General features: G+C 73.0%; 13 protein-coding genes. 5 read left to right on the top strand and 8 right to left on the bottom strand.

The genetic code is table 11. The annotated features are described in order from the left end of the window. Nucleotides 1-94: 94 nt before the first annotated feature. The 4 genes from ACA514_RS42790 to recA form a co-directional block, all read right to left on the bottom strand. Nucleotides 95-1,033, bottom strand: coding sequence for a trypsin-like serine peptidase (locus tag ACA514_RS42790; RefSeq protein ID WP_375047200.1), 939 nt, complete (start codon nucleotides 1,031-1,033; stop codon nucleotides 95-97). 55 nt (nucleotides 1,034-1,088) lie between these two features. Beyond that, complete coding sequence (rny, locus tag ACA514_RS42785) at nucleotides 1,089-2,660, bottom strand: ribonuclease Y (protein WP_375047199.1); 1,572 nt, start codon at nucleotides 2,658-2,660, stop codon at nucleotides 1,089-1,091. Nucleotides 2,661-3,098: 438 nt separating this feature from the next. Further along, on the bottom strand, nucleotides 3,099-3,701 hold the full coding sequence (locus tag ACA514_RS42780; protein WP_375047198.1) for a regulatory protein RecX: 603 nt from the start codon (nucleotides 3,699-3,701) through the stop codon (nucleotides 3,099-3,101). A gap of 474 nt (nucleotides 3,702-4,175) precedes the next feature. Further along, nucleotides 4,176-5,345 (bottom strand): recombinase RecA, encoded by a 1,170-nt coding sequence (gene recA, locus ACA514_RS42775; RefSeq protein WP_375047197.1) that lies wholly within the window; start codon nucleotides 5,343-5,345, stop codon nucleotides 4,176-4,178. A gap of 253 nt (nucleotides 5,346-5,598) precedes the next feature. Between recA and ACA514_RS42770 the strand changes: the two genes are divergently transcribed. The 3 genes from ACA514_RS42770 (at nucleotide 5,599) to ACA514_RS42760 (ending at nucleotide 8,120) form a co-directional block, all read left to right on the top strand. Next, nucleotides 5,599-6,468 carry an ATP-grasp domain-containing protein gene (locus ACA514_RS42770; RefSeq protein WP_375047196.1) on the top strand — a complete coding sequence of 290 codons (870 nt, stop codon included), beginning with the start codon at nucleotides 5,599-5,601 and terminating at the stop codon, nucleotides 6,466-6,468. 173 nt (nucleotides 6,469-6,641) lie between these two features. Beyond that, nucleotides 6,642-6,959 carry a hypothetical protein gene (locus ACA514_RS42765; RefSeq protein WP_375047195.1) on the top strand — a complete coding sequence of 106 codons (318 nt, stop codon included), beginning with the start codon at nucleotides 6,642-6,644 and terminating at the stop codon, nucleotides 6,957-6,959. Between the two features lie 3 nt (nucleotides 6,960-6,962). After that, nucleotides 6,963-8,120 carry a glutathionylspermidine synthase family protein gene (locus ACA514_RS42760; RefSeq protein ID WP_375047194.1) on the top strand — a complete coding sequence of 386 codons (1,158 nt, stop codon included), beginning with the start codon at nucleotides 6,963-6,965 and terminating at the stop codon, nucleotides 8,118-8,120. 30 nt (nucleotides 8,121-8,150) lie between these two features. Here the strand turns inward: ACA514_RS42760 and ACA514_RS42755 are convergent, their stop codons facing one another. Together ACA514_RS42755 and ACA514_RS42750 are read right to left on the bottom strand one after the other, a co-directional pair. After that, nucleotides 8,151-8,345: a DUF3046 domain-containing protein gene (locus tag ACA514_RS42755; RefSeq protein WP_375047193.1), complete on the bottom strand. Its 195-nt coding sequence runs from the start codon at nucleotides 8,343-8,345 to the stop codon at nucleotides 8,151-8,153. A gap of 9 nt (nucleotides 8,346-8,354) precedes the next feature. Further along, nucleotides 8,355-9,635 (bottom strand): alpha/beta hydrolase fold domain-containing protein, encoded by a 1,281-nt coding sequence (locus tag ACA514_RS42750; protein ID WP_375047192.1) that lies wholly within the window; start codon nucleotides 9,633-9,635, stop codon nucleotides 8,355-8,357. Nucleotides 9,636-9,754: 119 nt separating this feature from the next. Between ACA514_RS42750 and ACA514_RS42745 the strand changes: the two genes are divergently transcribed. Further along, complete coding sequence (locus ACA514_RS42745; protein WP_375047191.1) at nucleotides 9,755-14,512, top strand: DEAD/DEAH box helicase; 4,758 nt, start codon at nucleotides 9,755-9,757, stop codon at nucleotides 14,510-14,512. On the opposite strand, the gene ACA514_RS42740 is transcribed toward ACA514_RS42745, so the two are convergent. Beyond that, nucleotides 14,433-15,440 carry a DMT family transporter gene (locus ACA514_RS42740; protein ID WP_375047190.1) on the bottom strand — a complete coding sequence of 336 codons (1,008 nt, stop codon included), beginning with the start codon at nucleotides 15,438-15,440 and terminating at the stop codon, nucleotides 14,433-14,435. The two genes, ACA514_RS42745 and ACA514_RS42740, sit on opposite strands and share 80 nt — an antisense overlap. An 81-nt stretch (nucleotides 15,441-15,521) precedes the next feature. Between ACA514_RS42740 and ACA514_RS42735 the strand changes: the two genes are divergently transcribed. Beyond that, complete coding sequence (locus ACA514_RS42735) at nucleotides 15,522-16,076, top strand: TetR/AcrR family transcriptional regulator (RefSeq protein WP_375047189.1); 555 nt, start codon at nucleotides 15,522-15,524, stop codon at nucleotides 16,074-16,076. A 4-nt stretch (nucleotides 16,077-16,080) separates the two neighbouring features. On the opposite strand, the gene secA2 is transcribed toward ACA514_RS42735, so the two are convergent. Beyond that, nucleotides 16,081-18,423, bottom strand: coding sequence for an accessory Sec system translocase SecA2 (gene secA2, locus ACA514_RS42730; protein ID WP_375047188.1), 2,343 nt, complete (start codon nucleotides 18,421-18,423; stop codon nucleotides 16,081-16,083). Nucleotides 18,424-18,845: the final 422 nt, after the last annotated feature.

The raw sequence follows: 18,845 nt of genomic DNA, 5'->3' as shown, positions 1-18,845 counted from the left end.
CCGCTCGTCCGCCGGCGGCGTCCGGGCCACCGGCGGACGGCACCGGCCCGGCGCGAACGGTCGGACGGCGCGTCCGCCGGCCGCGTGGCGCAGGTCAGACGGCGCGCTTGTCGGCGGCGGCGCGCAGGTTGTAGACGTCCTTGTCGAAGTACGGCGAGTACGAGCGGTCGGCCGTGTTGCCGCCGCCCTGGTAGCCGCCAATGACGCCGTTGATGTCGCCCTTCTGCGTCGTGTAGCTGTAGTTCAGCAGCCACGGGCTGCCGCTCGTGCCGCCGTAGAAGCCCGTGCAGTCCATCCGGATCTGGAACTGGGCCTGCTTCGCCGTCTTGGTGCGGCAGTAGATGGGACGGTCCCGCGGGTCGAACGCGATCTTCGGGTAGCCGGCCACGTTCACCGTCTTGCCGGTCCCCTGGTTGATCGCCAGCTTGTTGTAGCCGACCGCCTTCTGGATCGTCTTGCCGCTCCGGTCGTTCAGCGCGATGAACCCGAAGTCCAGGTCGGGGTCGGTGCTGGTCACCCACCGCTGGTCGACCAGCAGCATCTTGGCCGTCCAGGTGCCGTAGGGGCGCTTCCCGCGGTCGTACTTCGGAACGAACGCCACCTTCGTCGCGTACGCCTTGCCCTTGCCGCCGTGTATGCAGTGCGCGGCGGTGATCAGCAGCCGCTGCGACGAGCTCTGCACGACGCTCGCGGTGCAGAAGTGGTCGCCCTGGCCGTTGTTGAAGAACAGCGCGCCGATCGTCGGCACCCCGGCGAACGCCTTCGACTGCACGATCGACTGCGAGGAGAACGTCCGCCCGGTCGCACTCGCGCTCTTCGGGCCGACGGGCGTCGCCGCGGCCATCCGCTGGGGCGTCCAGTAGCGGGACGCGTCGCCCGCGTCCGCCGCGCTGATCCGCACGCTGGCGGACGTGTCGACCACCGTGCGTCCCCGCGCGTCGCCCGCCGTGTACCAGACCGTCCCGGCGCCCGCCGCGACGATGCCGGCGCAGGCGCCGCCCGCGGCCGTCCACCGCATCCACCGATTGCGCATCGCGCAAAAGTACCGATCCCGGCGCCCCCGCACAACGGGAACGATCACACGCCGGTCAGCGCGCGAACTCGATGGCCCTGGACTCGCGGACGACGGTGACGCGGATCTGCCCGGGATAGGTCAGCTCGTCCTCGACCTGCTTGGCGATGTCGCGCGCGATGACCTGCGCCTGGATGTCGTCCACGGAGTCCGGCTTCACCATGACGCGGATCTCGCGGCCGGCCTGCATCGCGAAGACCTTCTCCACGCCCTCGTGCTTCTCGCGGGCGATCTGCTCCAGCCGCTCCAGCCGCTTGACGTAGGCCTCCAGCGACTCCCTGCGCGCTCCGGGGCGGCTCCCGCTCACCGCGTCCGCCGCCTGGGTGAGCACCGCCTCCACCGTCCGGACCTCGACCTCGTTGTGGTGCGCCTCGATGGCGTGCACCACGTCCTCGTGCTCGCCGTACCGGCGCGCGATCTCGGCCCCGATGAGCGCGTGGCTGCCCTCCACCTCGTGCGTGAGCGCCTTGCCGATGTCGTGCAGCAGCGTGCACCGCTTGGCGACCTCCGCCGGCAGCTTCAGCTCGCTCGCCATGATCCCGGCGATGTGCGCCGACTCGATGAGGTGCTTCAGCACGTTCTGCCCGTAGGACGTCCGGTACCGGAGCTGGCCGAGCAGGGCGATCAGCTCCGGATGCATGTCCGCGATGCCGACCTCGACGAGCGCGTCCTCGCCGGCCCGCACGCACAGCTGCTCGACGTCGGTCCGGCTGCGCTCGTAGATCTCCTCGATCCGCTGCGGGTGGATCCGCCCGTCCAGCACGAGCTTCTCCAGGGTCAGCCGGCCGACCTCCCGGCGCACCGGGTCGAAGCAGCTCAGCAGCACCGCCTCCGGCGTGTCGTCGATGATGAGGTTCACGCCGGTGGTGGTCTCGAACGCGCGGATGTTGCGGCCCTCGCGGCCGATGATCCGGCCCTTCATCTCGTCGCTCGGCAGGTGCAGGACCGACACGACCGACTCGGCGGTCTGCTCGCTGGCCACCCGCTGGATCGCCAGCGTCACGATCTTGCGGGCGCGCTTGTCGCCCTCCGCCCGCGCTGCGTTCTCGATCTCCCGGGTGATCGGGACGGCCTCCCGCTTGGCCTGGTTCTCGATCGCCGCGACCAGCTCGCCCTTGGCCTGCTCCGCGGTGAGCCCGGCCGCCCGCTCCAGGACCTTGCGGCGCTCCTCCTCGGCCCCGGCGAGCTCCTTCTTGCGCGCCTCCAGCGACCGCTTGGCCTCGGCGAGCCTGTCCGCCCACTCCTGCAGCCGGCGCATCTCGCCGTCCAGGCGCTGCTCCCGCTCCGCCAGCCGGGCCTCCCGGCGCTCCAGGTCCTCCCTGGCCGTCCGCAGGTCCGCGCGGAGGGCCCGGGCCTCCTCCTCGGCCTCCGCGCGCGCCGACGCGGCGATCCGCTCCGCCTGCGCCTCGGCCTTCTCGCGCGCCTCCCGGGCCTCCCGCTCGACCCGCGACCGGATCTCGTCGGCCTCGCTCTTCGCGCGGGCCATCTCCGCCGCCGCCTTCCCGGGCACGCCGGGACGCCACAGCATGACGATGACGAGAGCGACCAGGGTCACCAGCAGCGCTGCACCCAGCAGGACGCTCTCCATGAGGCAGATCCTTCCTCGCCGACGGGCCCGCCCGAAATCGGGACCCTGACTAGCGAGGATTTACTCGCGCCGGCGGACGGCCGGGTACACGGCACCGCCGGGCCGCACCACGCGCCCCGGGCGTTCCGGCCGGTTCCGGTCGACGAACCTGTCCTGTATGCCTCTCAGCTGCTGGAACGTGCTCGGTCGTATGGCAATCCGCGAGACGCGGAGTAACTCCTCACTGCCGTAACGGTAAGCGGCATGGAGGTAATGAGCAAGCAAACGACGGGCATTCCGGACTAACCGAACGTCGGCGTGAGTCCTTCCTTACCGGCCGCCCTGACCGCCCGCACCCCGCGCCACCTGCCCCGCGACCGAACCCCTCGGAGCTGGGAGCGCCCGGCGGAACCTCGGCCCGCGCGCCTCCCCCGGCGTGTCGCCGCCCGACCGGAACCGTCAGTCGAACTCGTCCGGCTCGTCGGGGAAGTCGTCGGGGTCGGTGCCCTCGTCGGCGAGGGCCTCCTTGACGACCCGGTAGGCAACGCCGGGCGGGTAGCCCTTGCGGGCGAGCATGCCGACGAGGCGGCGCATGCGCTTGGCGGGGTCGACGCCCCTGGTGGCGGGCAGCCTGCGGTCGACCAGGGCCCGCGCGGTCCGCTCCTCCCGGCCCGCGTCGAGGGACTCCACCGCGCCGTTGACGGTCTCGTTCTCGACGCCGCGGCGGCGCAGTTCGGCGGCGAGCGCGCGCCTGGCCAGCCCGCGGCCGGCGTGCCGCGACTCCACCCAGGCATGGGCGAACGCCTCGTCGTCGATCAGGCCGACGTCGGTGAACCGGCCGAGGACGCCCTCGGCCACGTCGTCGGGAATGTTCTTGCGCCGCAGGGCGTCCGCCAGCTGCGCCCGGGTGCGCGGCGAGGACGCCAGCAACCGCAGGCACGCCTCCCGGGCCGCCTTCTCAGGATCGTCCGGCACCCGCCCCGCCGACCCCTCACCACGCCCCCGGGCACCACCCCGGCGCCGACCCCCCGAAGCCCCCACACCCTCGTCCACGTCCCTCACCCCCACACCAGCAGCGGACCCCATCCGCTCACTACGACCCGAACCACTCCGACTCCGACCGAAGCGAGAACCCGTTACTCCACCAACACCAGGGCTTGTGCCCAACCACGCGGTGACCTGGACCGTTGCGATCGCGAGCGAAGCCGGATTCGAGCTTGCGAGAATCCGATCGCGCAGCGAGGCCCCCAGGGCCGAGTCGGAGCGATGCAGCGATCGCACGCAGTGCCCGTTGAAGGGAGGGCCCCCGGGGCCCGACCGCCAAGGGCGGTGCAATCAACACAGCGATCGCACGCAGTGCCCGTTGAAGGGAGGGCCTCCAGGGCCCGACCGCCAAGGGCAATGCAATTCAAGACGGCGGCGCCGTGGGGAAGGTCCGCGCACCGGCGTTGCTGGTGCGGGGTGGGCGCCGCCGCCCTGCATACGAGATCATCGCTCACTCTTCGTCAAGAGTCACCCGGAACGGGGGATTCGCCGTCAGGAATCACCCGTGGTCTTGGCCGTCTTGGCGGTCTTCTTCCCGGCGGCGGCGCGGCCGGCGGCGGGGGCAGGGGCGGTGGCGCTGGGGACGGCGGCCAGGGCCGGCGGGGCGGCGGGGCCGTCCACGGGGGCCGCGGGGGCCGGGGCGGCCGGCTCGGCCTCCTTGTCGACCTTCGCCCCGATGCCGAGCTTCTCCTTGATCTTCTTCTCGATCCCGTCGGCCATGTCCGGGTTGGCCTTGAGGAAGTTGCGGGCGTTCTCCTTGCCCTGGCCGAGCTGGTCGCCGTCGTAGGTGTACCAGGCGCCGGACTTGCGGACGAAGCCGTGCTCCACGCCGAGGTCGATGAGGCCGCCCTCGCGGCTGATGCCATGGCCGTAGAGCAGGTCGAAGTCGGCGACCCGGAACGGCGGGGCCATCTTGTTCTTGACGACCTTGACGCGGACCCGGTTGCCGACGGCCTCGGTGCCGTCCTTGAGGGTCTCGATGCGGCGCACGTCCAGCCGGACGGAGGCGTAGAACTTCAGCGCGCGGCCGCCGGTGGTGGTCTCCGGCGAGCCGAACATGACGCCGACCTTCTCGCGCAGCTGGTTGATGAAGATGGCGGTGGTCTTGGTCTGGTTGATCGCGCCGGTGAGCTTGCGCAGCGCCTGCGACATCAGCCGGGCCTGGAGGCCGACGTGGCTGTCGCCCATCTCGCCCTCGATCTCGGCGCGGGGGACGAGCGCGGCGACGGAGTCGATGACGACGACGTCGATCGCGCCGGAGCGGATCAGCATGTCGGTGATCTCCAGCGCCTGCTCGCCGGTGTCGGGCTGGGAGACCAGCAGGGCGTCGATGTCGACGCCGAGCTTGCTGGCGTACTCGGGGTCGAGGGCGTGCTCGGCGTCGACGAACGCGGCGATGCCGCCCTTCTTCTGCACGCTGGCGACCGCGTGCAGGGCGACGGTGGTCTTGCCGGAGCCCTCGGGGCCGTAGACCTCGACGACCCGGCCGCGGGGCAGGCCGCCGATGCCGAGCGCGATGTCGAGGGCGATGGCGCCGGTCGGGATCACCTCGACCGGTGTGCGCGCCTCCTCGCCCATCCGCATGACGGAGCCCTTGCCGAACTGCCGCTCGATCTGGGCGAGTGCGGTCTCGAGAGCCTTCTCCCGGTCGTTCGCTGCCATGTGAGATGTCCTTCTCGTTGTGACTTGTCGGCTCTCGGCCGCTGTTTGCGATGTCGAAGGCGACGTTACGGCGGGCCACCGACACTTTTCGAGACGCGGGCGCGATTGTGGACGACGACGCGTGCCGGGGCCAGCTTACCGAACACTCGTTCGATCATCGCCCGGTATGCCGATTCGGGCGGGAATCACCGTGCGCGCCGCGGTCCTGACCCCGTACGCTGGCGCCGGCGAGCCGTCCACGGAGGGTCCCATCATGACGCTCACCGTCCTCTTCTGCGTCGATCCGATCCACCCCCGGCGCGTTGACCCGCATTACGCCCGCGAGGCCGCGGCCGTGCGGGACCACTACGGCGAGACGGTCCTGCTGGACCATGACGCGCTGCGGCGCGGGGACGTCGAGGCGGCCGTGCGCGCGGTGCCCGCGGACCTGGGCCCCGTCTGGTACCGCGGCTGGATGGTCACCGGCGCGGAGTACGCCGCGATGGCCAATGCGCTGAAGCGGCGCGGGACGGTGCTGTTGACGCATCCGGACGACTACACGCGCGCGCACGAGCTCCCCGGCTGGCACGACACGTTCGCCGGGCTGACACCGCACAGCGTGTGGCGCCCGCTCTCCCCCGGGCAGGACCCGGGCGACCTGAACACGCTCGCCGAACTCGTCCGGCCGCTGCGCGGAGGCCCCGGCGTGGTCAAGGACTACGTGAAGTCGTGCAAGCACGAGTGGGACGAGGCGTGCTTCGTCCCGGACGTGAAGAATCCGGCGCGGTTGCACGACGTCGCCGCCAAGATGGTCGCTCTCCAGGACGAGTACCTGTCCGGCGGCCTGGTGGTGCGCGAGTTCGAGTCCTACGACGGCGAGGGGGAGGCGCGCGTGTGGTGGGTGGACGGGGAGCCCGCCCTGGTGGGGCCGCATCCGGACACGCCGGGCCTGGAGCCCGAGCCGGAGCTGGACGCGGTCGCGCACGCGGTGCGCGCGCTCGGCTGCCGTTTCATCACGACCGACCTGGCGCGCCGCACGGACGGCGAGTGGCGCGTGGTGGAGGTCGGCGACGGCCAGGTCAGCGATCTCCCCGCGTCGGTGGACGCGATGGACCTGTACGCGCACCTGCCCGTCCCCGACTGACGCGGCACGGCGCGTGTCCGGCCTGTGACGGAACCGGGATATGCCCTCTTCCGTCCCAAGTTGAGCCCCCCTTAGGCTGTGGCCGCTGTTCAGCTCGCTTGCGAAGGACGTGTTCTCCCTTGCCCCCACAGGAGGCCGGTCGCCGGCTCAGTTCCCGCACCGTCAAAGTCGGAATGGTGAGCGCGCTGTCGCTGACCCTGGTCGCCTGCGGCTCCAGTTCCACCACCGCGCGGTGCGTCGACCGCAACGCGCCGTCCGGCAAGGGCGGCTACAAGGTGGTCTCCGACAGGTACTGCGACGTCGACGACATCGACAACGGAAGCACCGGCTCCTACAACCGGTACTTCTGGTACTACGGCGGCAAGCGCGGCTCCAATGGCTATGTGTCGGGCGGCAGCCGGTCCCGGCCGAGCGACGGGAAGATCAAGTCCGGTAGCGGGAAGACGCTGAGCCGCGGCGGTTTCGGCGGCAGCGGCAAGAGCGGGAGCTGATCCGTGCGCCGCATGCGTTCGACGCCGAGGGACGGCTGGGCGGAGAGGGTGGAGGCGCACGGGCTGGCGTTCCACCGGACCGCGCATCCCGAGCACCTGACCCGCCCCTACTGGGACGAGTCCGTGCACTACGTGTTCGACATGGACGAGGTGCTGGCACTCGAGGCCACCGTCGAGGAACTGCACGGCATGTGCCTACAGGTCGTGGAGCACGTCGTCAGCACGGGCCGCTACCACGTGCTCGGCATACCCGACTGGGTGGCGCCCCTCATCGAGGACTCGTGGCGGCGGCGCGACCCGCACCTGTACGGACGGTTCGACCTCCGCTACGACGGCCACGGGCCCGCGAAGCTGCTGGAGTACAACGCCGATACGCCCACCGCGCTCGTCGAGAGTTCCGTGGTGCAGTGGTACTGGCTGCAGGACGTGCATCCGAGCGACGACCAGTGGAACTCCATCCACGAGAAGATGGTGGCCCGCTGGAAGGACCTCGTACCGCGGCTCGACGGCGGGCCCGTGCATTTCGCCTGGACGACGGCCGACGAGACCGGCGAGGAGGTCATGACGATCGCCTACATGCAGGAGACCGCCGAAGAGGCGGGCCTGCCCGGCGTGGCGATCGCCATGGAGGACATCGGCTGGGATCCGGCGCGGCGGCGGTTCGTCGACATGGACGAGCAGGAGATCCGCACCCTCTGCAAGCTCTACCCGTGGGAGTGGATCGTCGCGGAACAGTTCGGGCGGGAGATCCCGGGCGCGCCGACGTCGTGGATAGAGCCGATCTGGAAGATGGTCCTGTCGAACAAGGCGCTGCTGGTGCTGCTGTGGGAGCTGTTCCCCGGGCACCCCAACCTGCTGCCGACGTACCTGAACACGCCTTCCGGCCTCACCTCCTACGTCCAGAAGCCGCTTCTCGGCCGTGAGGGCGCCAGCATGCGGATCGTCGCGCCGGACGGCAGCGAGCAGCGCACCCAGGGCGACTACGGCGCGGAGGGCTTCGTCTTCCAGGAGTTCTGCGCGCTGCCGGAGTTCGACGGGGAGCATCCGGTGCTCGGCGCGTGGGTGGTCGAGGACGAGTCGGCGGGAGTGGGGATCCGCGAGACGTCGGGGCTCATCACCGATGACACGTCGTCCTTCGTCCCGCACCGCATCGCTCTGTAGGGCGCGCGCTACCGCTCTGTAGGGCGGGCGCTACTGGAGCCTGTAGGGGACGTCGAAGGTGGCGACGACGGCCTGCCAGACCTTCTTGACCGGCTCCCCGTCCGCGAACGCCTGCTCGATGGTGCGTCCGCCCAGCTCGGCGATGACGTAGTCCTTGGCCACACTCTGGGCGTAGGCCTCGCCGAACTGCTGGTTCATCCGGTCCCAGAAGACTGTTAGACGCACCCGCCCACGCTATCCGACGGGCGGGCCGTCCAAGGACTCCTCGACCTCGCCCGGGACGGCGGGGCCGGTTCCCTGGCGGTACTGGCGGTGCAGGCCGGTCAGATAGCGTTCGACGCCTTCGACGACGCGGGCCGTCCGGTAGGAGGGGAAGACGTCGAAGGCGTGCTGGCCGCCCTTCATCTCCGCGTAGATGACCGGCGCCTCGGAGACGTCGCGCAGCCGTTCGACGAAGCGGCGCGCCTCCAGCACGGGGATGAGCGAGTCGTGGCTCCCGTGGATGACGAAGAAGGGCGGCGCGTCCTTGCGGATGTAGGTGACGGGCGATGCCTTGGCGTACACCTCGCGGTTCTCCTCGAACGGCAGTTTGACGACCATCTTCTCCATGATCCGGGTCGCTCCCATGGGAACCGGCCACGGCCCGGCGTCAATGAGGTTGTACACGCCGTAGAAGGGGACCGCGCCCTGTACGGAGGTGTCCATGTCCTCGAAGCCGGGCTGGAACTCGGGCACGTTCGCGGTGAGCGCCACCAGCGCGGCGAGGTGGCCGCCCGCGGAGCCGCCCGTCACGCAGAGGAAGTCGGGATCGGCGCCGTACTCACGCGCGTGCTCGCGGTACCAGCCCAGGAAGTGCTTGAGGTCGATCAGGTGCTCCGGCCAGGTGGCGCGCGGGCTGAGGCGGTAGTTGACGTTGAATCCGACCCATCCCTGGACGGCCATGTGGTTGAGCAGGGACAGCCCTTGTTCGCGCTTGTCGCCGATGACCCACGCGCCGCCGTGGATCTGCATGAGCCCCGGCCTCAGCCCGTCGTCGTCGTGGCGCTCCCCCGCCGGGCTGTAGACGTCCAGTTTCAGGCGGAGCCGGCCTTCCTCGCGGTAGACGATGTTGCGCCGCACCTTCACGCCCCTGCGCGGGATCAGGCACAGCGGCGGGACGAACAGCGGCGCCAGCGGGAAGCGGGGCGCGCCGTCCGGGTCGAGGTCGAGGGGGGCGCCGCTCTCCCGCAGGGTGACGACGGTGCGGCGGGACGCGAGGATGATGGCGACGGTGCCGGCCGCGCCCATGGCGCCGAGGACGAGCCCTACCCAGCCGGCCCAGCCGTCCAGCCCTCCGTAGAGGGCGGTGAGGGTGAGCGCCACGACCTCGGTGACGAGCAGGTGCGGGGCGAGCTCGATGGTGAGCCAGCCGGAGAAGAAGCCCGGCACCAGCAGGACGGCGTTGCGCGGCGGCGCTTGCGCGTTCGCCGCGAGAAGGGCGAACAGGATCCCGAAGGCGAGCAGTAGGTAGGGCATCGCGACTCCTCGACGGCAAGTGTCCTACCGGTAGACCATGCCCATACAAGCGCTTGCTTACAACGTGACGCGCGCCACGCCGTCGCATTCTGTCCGACCCGCGAGGCAGTATGGGCGCCATGGGCGGTGACGTGCTCGAACGCTTCTCCCCGGCGACCCGCGAGTGGTTCGCGGGGGCGTTCGCCGCGCCCACCCCCGCGCAGGCGGGGGCGTGGGAGTCGATCGCCGGCGGCGACGACACCCTGGTCGTGGCGCCGACCGGGTCCGGCAAGACCCTCGCCGCGTTCCTGTGGTCGCTCGACCGGCTCGCCGCCGGCCCCGCGCCGGACGCCGACCCCCTGCGCCGCTGCCGCGTGCTGTACGTCTCGCCGCTGAAGGCCCTGGCCGTGGACGTCGAGCGCAACCTGCGCGCACCGCTCACCGGCATCCGGCACGCCGCCCGGCGGCTCGGCCTGCCCGAACCGGACGTCCGGGTCGGGATGCGGTCGGGCGACACCCCCGCCGACGAGCGCCGCCGGCTGGCCGTCAGACCGCCCGACATCCTGATCACCACGCCCGAGTCGCTGTTCCTGATCCTCACCTCACGCGCGCGCGAGTCGCTGCGCGGCGTCGAGACGGTGATCGTGGACGAGGTGCACGCGGTGGCGGGCACCAAGCGCGGCGCGCACCTGGCGCTGTCGCTGGAGCGCCTCGACGCCCTGCTGGAGCGGCCCGCGCAGCGGATCGGCCTGTCGGCGACCGTCCGGCCGGCGGAGGAGGTGGCGGCGTTCCTCGGCGGGACGCGGCCCGCGTCGGTCGTGCAGCCGGGCTCGGACAAGGTGTTCGACCTCGACGTCGTCGTCCCCGTCGAGGACATGGGCGAGGTGGGGCAGTTCGTCGGCGAGTCCGGCACCGCCGATCCGCGCCAGCGCAGCATCTGGCCCCACGTGGAGGACCGGCTCCTCGACCTCATCCAGGCGCACCGCTCGACGCTGGTGTTCGCCAACTCCCGCCGGCTGGCCGAGCGGCTGTGCGGGCGCCTGAACGAACTCGCCTACGAGCGCGCCACCGGGGAGCCGCTGCCGGAGGACCACTCCCCCGCGGCGACGATGGCGCAGGCGGGCGCGGCCAAGGGCGCCGTAACCGAGATCGCCCGCGCGCACCACGGGTCCGTCTCCAAGGAGGAGCGGGCCGGGATCGAGAACGCCCTCAAGGAGGGCCGCCTCCCCGCGGTCGTCGCGACGTCCAGCCTGGAGCTGGGCATCGACATGGGCGCGGTCGACCTGGTCGTCCAGGTGGAGTCGCCGCCGTCGGTCGCGAGCGGCCTGCAGCGGGTCGGCCGGGCCGGGCACCAGGTGGGGGCGGTGTCCAAGGGCGTCATCTTCCCCAAGTACCGCGGCGACCTCGTCCAGACGGCGGTGGTGGCCGAGCGGATGCGCGGCGGCGCGATCGAGGAGCTGCGCTACCCCCGCAACCCGCTGGACGTGCTGGCGCAGCAGATCGTCGCGATGGTCTCCATGGACGAGTGGACGGTCGACGATCTGGAGACCCTCGTCAAGCGCGCGGCCCCCTACGCGACGCTGCCGCGGTCGGCCCTGGAGGCGACCCTCGACATGCTCGCCGGGCGCTATCCGAGCGACGAGTTCGGCGAGCTGCGGCCGCGGCTGGTCTGGGACCGCGTCACCGGTGTCCTGCACGACCGCCCCGGCGCGCAGCGCCTCGCCGTGACCAGCGGCGGGACCATCCCCGACCGGGGCCTGTTCGGGGTGTTCCTCGTCGGCGAGAAGTCCTCCCGGGTGGGCGAGCTCGACGAGGAGATGGTCTACGAGTCGCGGGTGGGCGACGTGTTCGTGCTGGGCGCCAGCTCGTGGCGGATCGAGGACATCACCCCCGACCGCGTGCTGGTCTCGCCCGCGCCGGGGCAGCCCGGCAAGCTCCCCTTCTGGCACGGCGACACGCTCGGGCGCCCGGCCGAGCTGGGGCGCGCGCTCGGCGCCTTCACCCGCGAGCTGGCCGCGCTGCCCGCCGAGGAGGCCCGCGAGCGCGTCGCCTCCGCCGGCCTCGACGCCTGGGCCGCCGACAACCTCGTCTCGTACCTGAGCGAGCAGCGGGAGGCCACCGGGCACGTCCCCGACGACCGGACGATGGTCGTCGAGCGGTTCCGCGACGAGCTCGGCGACTGGCGGATGGTCGTCCACTCGCCGCTGGGCGCCCGCGTGCACGCGCCGTGGGCGCTCGCGATGGCGGGCCGGCTGCGCGAGCGGTACGGCGTCGACGCGCAGGCCATGCACGCCGACGACGGCATCGTGATCCGCATCCCCGACATGGACGATCCGCCGAGCCTCGACCTGGCGGTGTTCGACGCCGACGACGTCGAGCGCGTCGTGGTGGACGAGCTGGGCGGCTCCGCCCTGTTCGCGGCGCGGTTCCGCGAATGCGCGGCGCGATCCCTGCTGCTGCCCCGCCGTCGTCCCGACAAGCGGATGCCGCTGTGGCAGCAGCGCCAGCGCGCCGCGCAGCTGCTCGCGGTCGCGAGCAGGTACCCGTCGTTCCCGATCACCCTGGAGACGATGCGCGAGTGCCTCCAGGACGTCTTCGACGTGCCGGGCCTCGTCCAGCTCATGCGCGACTTGTCGGGCCGCAAGGTCCGCATGGTCGAGGTGGAGACGCCCGAGCCGTCGCCCTACGCGCGCTCGCTGCTGTTCCGCTACGTCGGCGCGTTCATGTACGAGGGCGACTCGCCGCTGGCGGAGCGCCGCGCACAGGCGCTGGCCCTCGACTCCGCCCTGCTCGCCGAACTGCTCGGCCAGGCCGACCTGCGGGAGCTGCTCGATCCGGACGCCGTCGCCGACATCGAGCGGGAGCTCCAGCGCCTCGCCCCCGACCGCCGTGCCCGCGACCTGGAGGGCGTCGCCGACCTGCTGCGCACGCTCGGCCCGCTGACGACCACCGAGGTCGCGCTGAGAACGACCTTGGCGCCCGACGCCGCCGCGGCCGTCGAACCGGGTCTCGCCGACGGCGCCGCCGCGCGGCCCGATACCGGCCCGGATCGCGAACCCGGAGCTCTTGCACACCGCCCCGTCCACGACGACGACCCGATGACCGCCGCTACGACGGACGCGGAACAAGGCGGCGAGCCGGACGCCGCCCCGCACCCGGAGCGGGACGTGCTGGTGTGGGCGTCGCGGTGGCTGGAGGAGCTGGAGGCGACGCGGCGGGCGATCCGCGTCCGGATCGCCGGCGAGGAGCGGTGGGCCGCGATCGAGGACGCGGGACGGCTCCGCGACGCGCTCGGCGCGCCGCTGCCCGTGGGCGTCCCCGAGGCGTTCCTCGAACCGGTGGACGACCCGCTCGGCGACCTGGTGTCGCGCTACGCGCGCACGCACGGCCCCTTCCGGACCGGGGAGACCGCGGCACGGTTCGGGCTCGGCACCGCCGTGGTCGCCGAGACGCTGCGGCGGCTGGCGGGCGCGGGACGGGTCGTGGAGGGCGAGTTCCTGCCCGTCGAGGCCGTGGCGGGCCCGCTGACCGGCGAGTGGTGCGACGCCGGGGTGCTGCGGACGCTGCGCCGCCGGTCGCTGGCCCGGCTGCGCGCCGAGGTGGAGCCGTCCCCGCCGGAGTCGCTCGGCCGGTTCCTGCCGGTCTGGCACGGCATCGCGGGCGGGTCGCGGCTGCGCGGCGTCGACGCGCTCGTCCAGGCGATCGAGCAGTTGCAGGGCGCGGCGGTGCCCGCGTCGGCGCTGGAGTCGCTGGTGCTGCCGTCGCGGGTCGCGGGCTACTCCCCCGCCATGCTGGACGAGCTGACGTCCGCCGGCGAGGTCGTGTGGGCGGGCCAGGGCGGGCTGCCCGGCGGCGACGGCTGGGTCGCGCTGTACCTGGCCGACACCGCGCCGCTGCTCATGCCGCAGCCCGCCGAGATCACCCTGACGCCCGCGCACCAGGCCGTCCTGGACGCCCTCGACGGCGGTGGCGCGCTGTTCTTCCGCACTCTCTCCGACCGGGTGAACGCGCAGGTCACCACCGCCGACGCCGACCTCGTCAGCGCCGTGTGGGACCTGGTCTGGGCGGGGCACCTCACCAACGACACCCTCGCCCCGCTGCGCGCGGCGCTCGGCTCGGGACGTCCCACGCACCGGTCGCGGACGGGCCGGCGCGGCCGTCCCGTCCTGCCGTCCAGGACGGGCCCGCCCACGGTCGCGGGCCGCTGGTGGCCGCTTCCGGCGCGCGAGACGACCGCGACGCTGCGCTCGCACGCGCTGGCGGAGGCGCTGCTGGAGCGGTACGGCATCGTCATCCGCGGCGCGGTGGCGGCCGAGCGGACGCCCGGCGGGTTCTCCGCGGTGTATCCGGTGCTGCGCGCGTTCGAGGAGAGCGGCCGGTGCCGGCGCGGGTACTTCGTCGAGGGCCTGGGCGCCGCGCAGTTCGCGCTGCCCGGCGCGGTCGACCGGCTCCGCGCGCTGCGCCCGGCCGCCGCCGCGCCGGACGACATCGCCGCCCTGTGGGAGACGCCCCGCAAACCCGACGTCCGCGCGCTGGTCCTGGCCTCCGCCGATCCCGCCAACCCGTACGGTGCCGCCCTGCCCTGGCCCGGCCGCGACGATGAGGTGGCCGGCGGCCACAAGCCGGGACGCAAGGCGGGCGCGCTGGTCGTACTGGTCGACGGGCGCCTCGCGCTCTACGTGGAGCGCGGCGGCAAGACGCTGCTGACCTGGGACGACGACCCGGAGGTGCTGCGGCCGGCGGTCGACGCGCTCGCCCTGGCGGTCCGGGAGGGGGCGCTCGGCAAGCTGACCGTCGAGCGGGCCGACGGCACCGCGATCAACGACTCGCCGCTCGCCGCCGCGCTGGAGTCCGCGGGCTTCCATCCGACGCCTCGCGGCCTGCGGCTGCGCGCCTGACCGGGGGCTGCGCGGGAGATCGGCGGTCGCGCCCGCGCGCGGCGGGCGCGCGCAGGACGACGGCCACGGCGGCGGCGCAGGCCAGGACGCCCGCCAGCGAGAGCGGCGTGAGCGTGCTGCCGAAGATCGCCCACGCCCCGAGCATGGTGGCGGGCGGGGTGAGGTAGAGCAGGGCGGAGGCGCGGCCGACGCCGCTGCGCCGGACGTTCACCCAGTACAGGCCGTAGCCGCCGAACATCGCCAGCCCCACGAGGACGGCGACGGCGGTCCAGAAGGCGGGGTCCGCCGGCGGGGCCAGGTCGCCTCCGGCGCCGGCGAGGGCGGTGAAGAGCAGGGCGCTGATCCCGGCCTGCACGGTGAGGGCGTCCACGAGGCCGATGGACGGCCGGGTGCGGCGTTCGATGAGGGTGGCGCCGACGAGGCAGAGCGTCGCGGCGAGCGGAAGCGCGTAGGCCCATGCCGGGGCTCCGCCGTGCAGGTCGCCGCCGACCACGAGCGCGACGCCGCCGAGTCCCGCGGCGAATCCGGCCAGCTGCCGCCGGGTGACGGGCTCGCCGAGCACGGGCACGGCGAGGACGGCGGCGAGCAGCGGCTGCAACGCGGTGATCAGGTTGTCGACGCCGGCGCTGACACCGTGCTCGGCGGCCGCGAACACGCCGTAGAGGTAACCGCCCTGGCCCAGTGCCCCGATGAGGAGGTGCAGGGCGAGGTCGCGGGGCGGGATGCGGGGGCGGCGCCGGCAGGCCCAGGCGAGGAGCAGTCCTCCGCCGACGATGAATCGCCAGGCCAGCAGCGTGCTCGCGGGGGCGGCGCCGGCACCGAGCTGCGCGCCGATGAAGCCGGAACTCCAGGTCACGACGAACACGGTGCCGATCGCGGCGCCGAGCAGGGCGTCGCGGCGCGGAGTGGCGGTGCCTGAGGTATACATACCGGTATAGTTACCCCCTATCCATACCGGTATGTAAACTTGGCCGCGTCAGCACGAAGAGCCAGGTCGAAGGAGCCGCCGATGCCGGCCGCCACCGGAGGGCGCCCGCTCACCCCCGCCGCGCGCCGGGTGCTCCAGGTCGCGGGCGAGCTGTTCTACGAGCGCGGCATCGGCTCGGTCGGCATGGAGCTCGTCGCGGCCGAGGCCGGGGTCACCAAGAAGACCGTCTACGACCGGTTCGGCTCCAAGGAGGCGCTCGTCCTGGCCTACCTGCGCGCCCGCGACGCGCGCTGGCGGGACTTCGTGACCCGGTGGATCGACGCGGTCCCCGACCCCCGCGACCGCGTCCTCGCGACGTTCGACGCCCTCGACGAATGGATGTCCACCGAAGGCGGGCGCGGCTGCTCGATGGTGAACGCCTGCGCCGAGCTGCCCGACCCCCGGCACCCCGTCCACGGGGCGGCCGCGGAGCAGAAGGCCTGGGTCAGGGACCTGTACGCCGGCCTGGTCGCCGACGGCACGCTGGCCGACCAGCTCCTCATCCTGCACGAGGGCGCGGTCGTCGCCTTCAGCGTCGGCGGCGTCCGCGACGCCGCCGCCAAGGCCCGCGCCGTCGCCGACGCGCTCCTTCCCTGACAGGTCAGCGGCGGCGGCCCTTGAACATGGAGATCAGGCCGCGCAGGGCGCGCTCGTCCAGGGAGCCGAACGGGTTGTCGTGGACGAGGTAGGTCCAGGTCGCGGACGGCCGCTTGAGGCCGGCCGCGTCGAGGTCGATGCCTTCCCCGGTCGCGGTGAGGGCCTCGAACGCGGCCACCGACCGGCGGCGGGCGTCGCCGAGGAGGCGCTTGCCCGCCGGGACGGCCTCCCGGTTGAACTCGACCAGCGGGTCGAGGCCGCGGCCGAGGGAGCGCAGGTGGATGCCCTCCCGCAGGTCCGCGAGGAAGGCCAGGTGCTCGGCCCAGCACCGGTCGAGCTGGTAGAGGACGATCTGCCGGGCCGCCGCCGCGACGGCGTCCGCACCGGCGATCTCGGTGAGCTCGGCGTGCCTGGCGGAGGCGTCGGCGGCCATGGCCCGGTCGGCGGCGTCGCCGGTCAGGACCGCTTCCCGCTCGGCGAGGACCTCGCGGCGCTGCAGGCCGATCAGCTGGTTGTACCGCCAGGTGTTGCGGTGCAGCTCGAGATCGACGCCCTCGGCGACCCGCTGGGCGTGGCCGACGATCCAGTGCGCGCCCTTGTCTTCGACGCGGCCATCGTCCCCTAGGGGCCCCTTGTAGGTCTCGTCGGGCGCGAAACGGGTGACCAGGTCGTCCTGGAGACTGGTGAAGAACACCGATCCGCCCGGGTCGCCCTGCCGGCCGGCGCGCCCGCGCAGCTGGTCGTCCAGCCGGCTGCTGTGGTAGCGGCCGGTGCCGATCACCAGCAGGCCACCCGCGGCGGTGACCTCGTCGTGGCCCGAGCCGTCGCGCCCCGCGGGCGCGGTGCCGGGGGCGGACGCGGGGGCGGACGCGGCCGGACCGCCGCCCAGCCGGATGTCGGTGCCGCGCCCGGCCATCTGGGTGGAGACGGTGACCGCGCCGGGCGCGCCCGCCTCGGCGATGATCGCGGCCTCCTCGGCGTCGTTCTTGGCGTTGAGCACGACGGGCTCGACGCCCGCGCGGACGAGCCGGCGGGCGAGCCGCTCGGACTCGGCGACGTCGCCGGTGCCGACCAGGACGGGACGTCCGGTGGCGTGCGCCGCGACGATCTCCTCGACGACCGCCACCTCCTTGTCGGCGGTGGTGGCGTAGAGGCGGTCGGGCTCGTCCTCCCGGACGCACGGCCGGTTCGGCGGGACGACGGCGATCTGCAGGGAGTAGAACTCGGTGAGCTGCCCGGCGACCGCCATCGCCGTGCCGGTCATCCCGCAGCGGACCGGGTAGCCGCCGATCAGCTCCTGCACGGTGATGGAGTCGAGGATCTCCCCGGACGGGGACGCCTCCAGCTCCTCCTTCGCCTCGACGGCCGCCTGCAGACCGTCCGGCCAGCGCTGCAGCAGCGCGACCCGGCCCCGCGACTCGCTGATCAGCTTCACCGCGCCGTCGCGGACGATGTAGTCGACGTCGCGGTGCAGCAGCACCTCCGCGTGCAGCGCCACGTTCACGGCGGTCAGCGTCGCGAGGTTCTCGGGGGCGTACAGGTCGAGGCCGAGGACGCGTTCGACCTCGCGCGCGCCGGCCGCGGTCAGCTGGACGTTGCGGCCCTCCTCGTCGGTGGCGTAGTGCAGGCCGGGCCGCAGCCGCCGGACGAGGTCGGCGTACCGGGGGTCGGCGGGGTCGAGGTCGGCGGCGCCGGCCAGCACCAGCGGCACCATCGCCTCGTCCACCAGCACCGAGTCGGCCTCGTCGATCAGCGCGACGCGCGCCTCCCGCTGGACGGCGTCGGCGGGGTCGGTGACGAGCCGGTCGCGCAGCAGGTCGAAGCCGATCTCGCTGACGGGCGCGTACAGGACGCCGGCCCGGTACGCCGCGCGCCGCTCGTCCGGCGTGGACGCCTGCCCCACCCAGGCGGCCGACACCCCGAGCAGGGCGTACAGCGGTCCCATCCATTCGGCGTCGCGGCGGGCGAGGTAGTCGTTGACCGACATGACGTGCACGGATTCGCCGCGCAGCGCGTACCCGGCGGCGGCCAGGGCGCCGGCCAGGGTCTTGCCCTCGCCGGTGGCCATCTCGGCGACGTGCCCGGACAGCAGCGCCAGGGTGCCGGTGAGCTGGACGTCGAAGGGCCGCTCCCCGAGGGCCCGGCGGGCGGCCTCGCGGCCGACCGCGCAGAACTCCGCGAGATCGGCGATCAGGTCCGGGGTGGACGCGGCGGTGAGCTCCGCGTCGGTCAGCTTCCGGATCCGGTCCTCGCGCCGCCCGGCCTCCTCGACGACGGCGCGGAAGGGCGCGAGGTCGACGCTGCCGGGCTTCTGGACGAGGCGCCGGAAACGGTCACGAAGCGCCATGTCGCCCCCTCGATGCCTCCACCACGGTTCCCCCAACGGCCGGTTCCGGTCCCTCGTTCCACATGATCACCGCGGAAGGTCTCCGGAAGATCTCCGGGAGGTCTCCGCACGAGGTCTGACCTCGAATTCATCCCCAAGACGGATCCCCGCGAGCCCCTCGTTTGAGAACATGAACGCATTACGGGGTTGCGGTGACCACGGGGAGAGCGTCACCGCGGAACGGGGTTTCGCCATGACACCTACGGCACGGTGGGCAGCCGCGCAGCGGCGCAAGCGCCAGATCATCAGCCAGACGGTCATCGACCGTGCGCTCAACGACCCGCGACGGCACGACCAGCCCGCGGCTTCGGCCGCGGCGGGCAAGTAAGCGCGAGAACGCACGGCACGGCTGAGCGCCCCCGCCATCGGCGGGGGCGCTCAGC

Source organism: Actinomadura sp. NTSP31, assembly GCF_041951385.1.
Lineage (GTDB): Bacteria > Actinomycetota > Actinomycetes > Streptosporangiales > Streptosporangiaceae > Spirillospora > Spirillospora napierensis.
This window is presented reverse-complemented; position numbering and strand designations above follow the sequence as displayed.

What these genes read in the sequence shown, in the direction of transcription:
- rny (WP_375047199.1), bottom strand. Translation starts at nt 2,660, where the DNA reads ATGGAGAGCGTCCTGCTGGGTGCAGCGCTGCTGGTGACCCTGGTCGCT.
- ACA514_RS42740 (WP_375047190.1), bottom strand. Translation starts at nt 15,440, where the DNA reads ATGTATACCTCAGGCACCGCCACTCCGCGCCGCGACGCCCTGCTCGGC.
- secA2 (WP_375047188.1), bottom strand. Translation starts at nt 18,423, where the DNA reads ATGGCGCTTCGTGACCGTTTCCGGCGCCTCGTCCAGAAGCCCGGCAGC.
- ACA514_RS42750 (WP_375047192.1), bottom strand. Translation starts at nt 9,635, where the DNA reads ATGCCCTACCTACTGCTCGCCTTCGGGATCCTGTTCGCCCTTCTCGCG.
- ACA514_RS42790 (WP_375047200.1), bottom strand. Translation starts at nt 1,033, where the DNA reads ATGCGCAATCGGTGGATGCGGTGGACGGCCGCGGGCGGCGCCTGCGCC.
- recA (WP_375047197.1), bottom strand. Translation starts at nt 5,345, where the DNA reads ATGGCAGCGAACGACCGGGAGAAGGCTCTCGAGACCGCACTCGCCCAG.
- ACA514_RS42745 (WP_375047191.1), top strand. Translation starts at nt 9,755, where the DNA reads ATGGGCGGTGACGTGCTCGAACGCTTCTCCCCGGCGACCCGCGAGTGG.
- ACA514_RS42735 (WP_375047189.1), top strand. Translation starts at nt 15,522, where the DNA reads ATGCCGGCCGCCACCGGAGGGCGCCCGCTCACCCCCGCCGCGCGCCGG.
- ACA514_RS42765 (WP_375047195.1), top strand. Translation starts at nt 6,642, where the DNA reads ATGGTGAGCGCGCTGTCGCTGACCCTGGTCGCCTGCGGCTCCAGTTCC.
- ACA514_RS42770 (WP_375047196.1), top strand. Translation starts at nt 5,599, where the DNA reads ATGACGCTCACCGTCCTCTTCTGCGTCGATCCGATCCACCCCCGGCGC.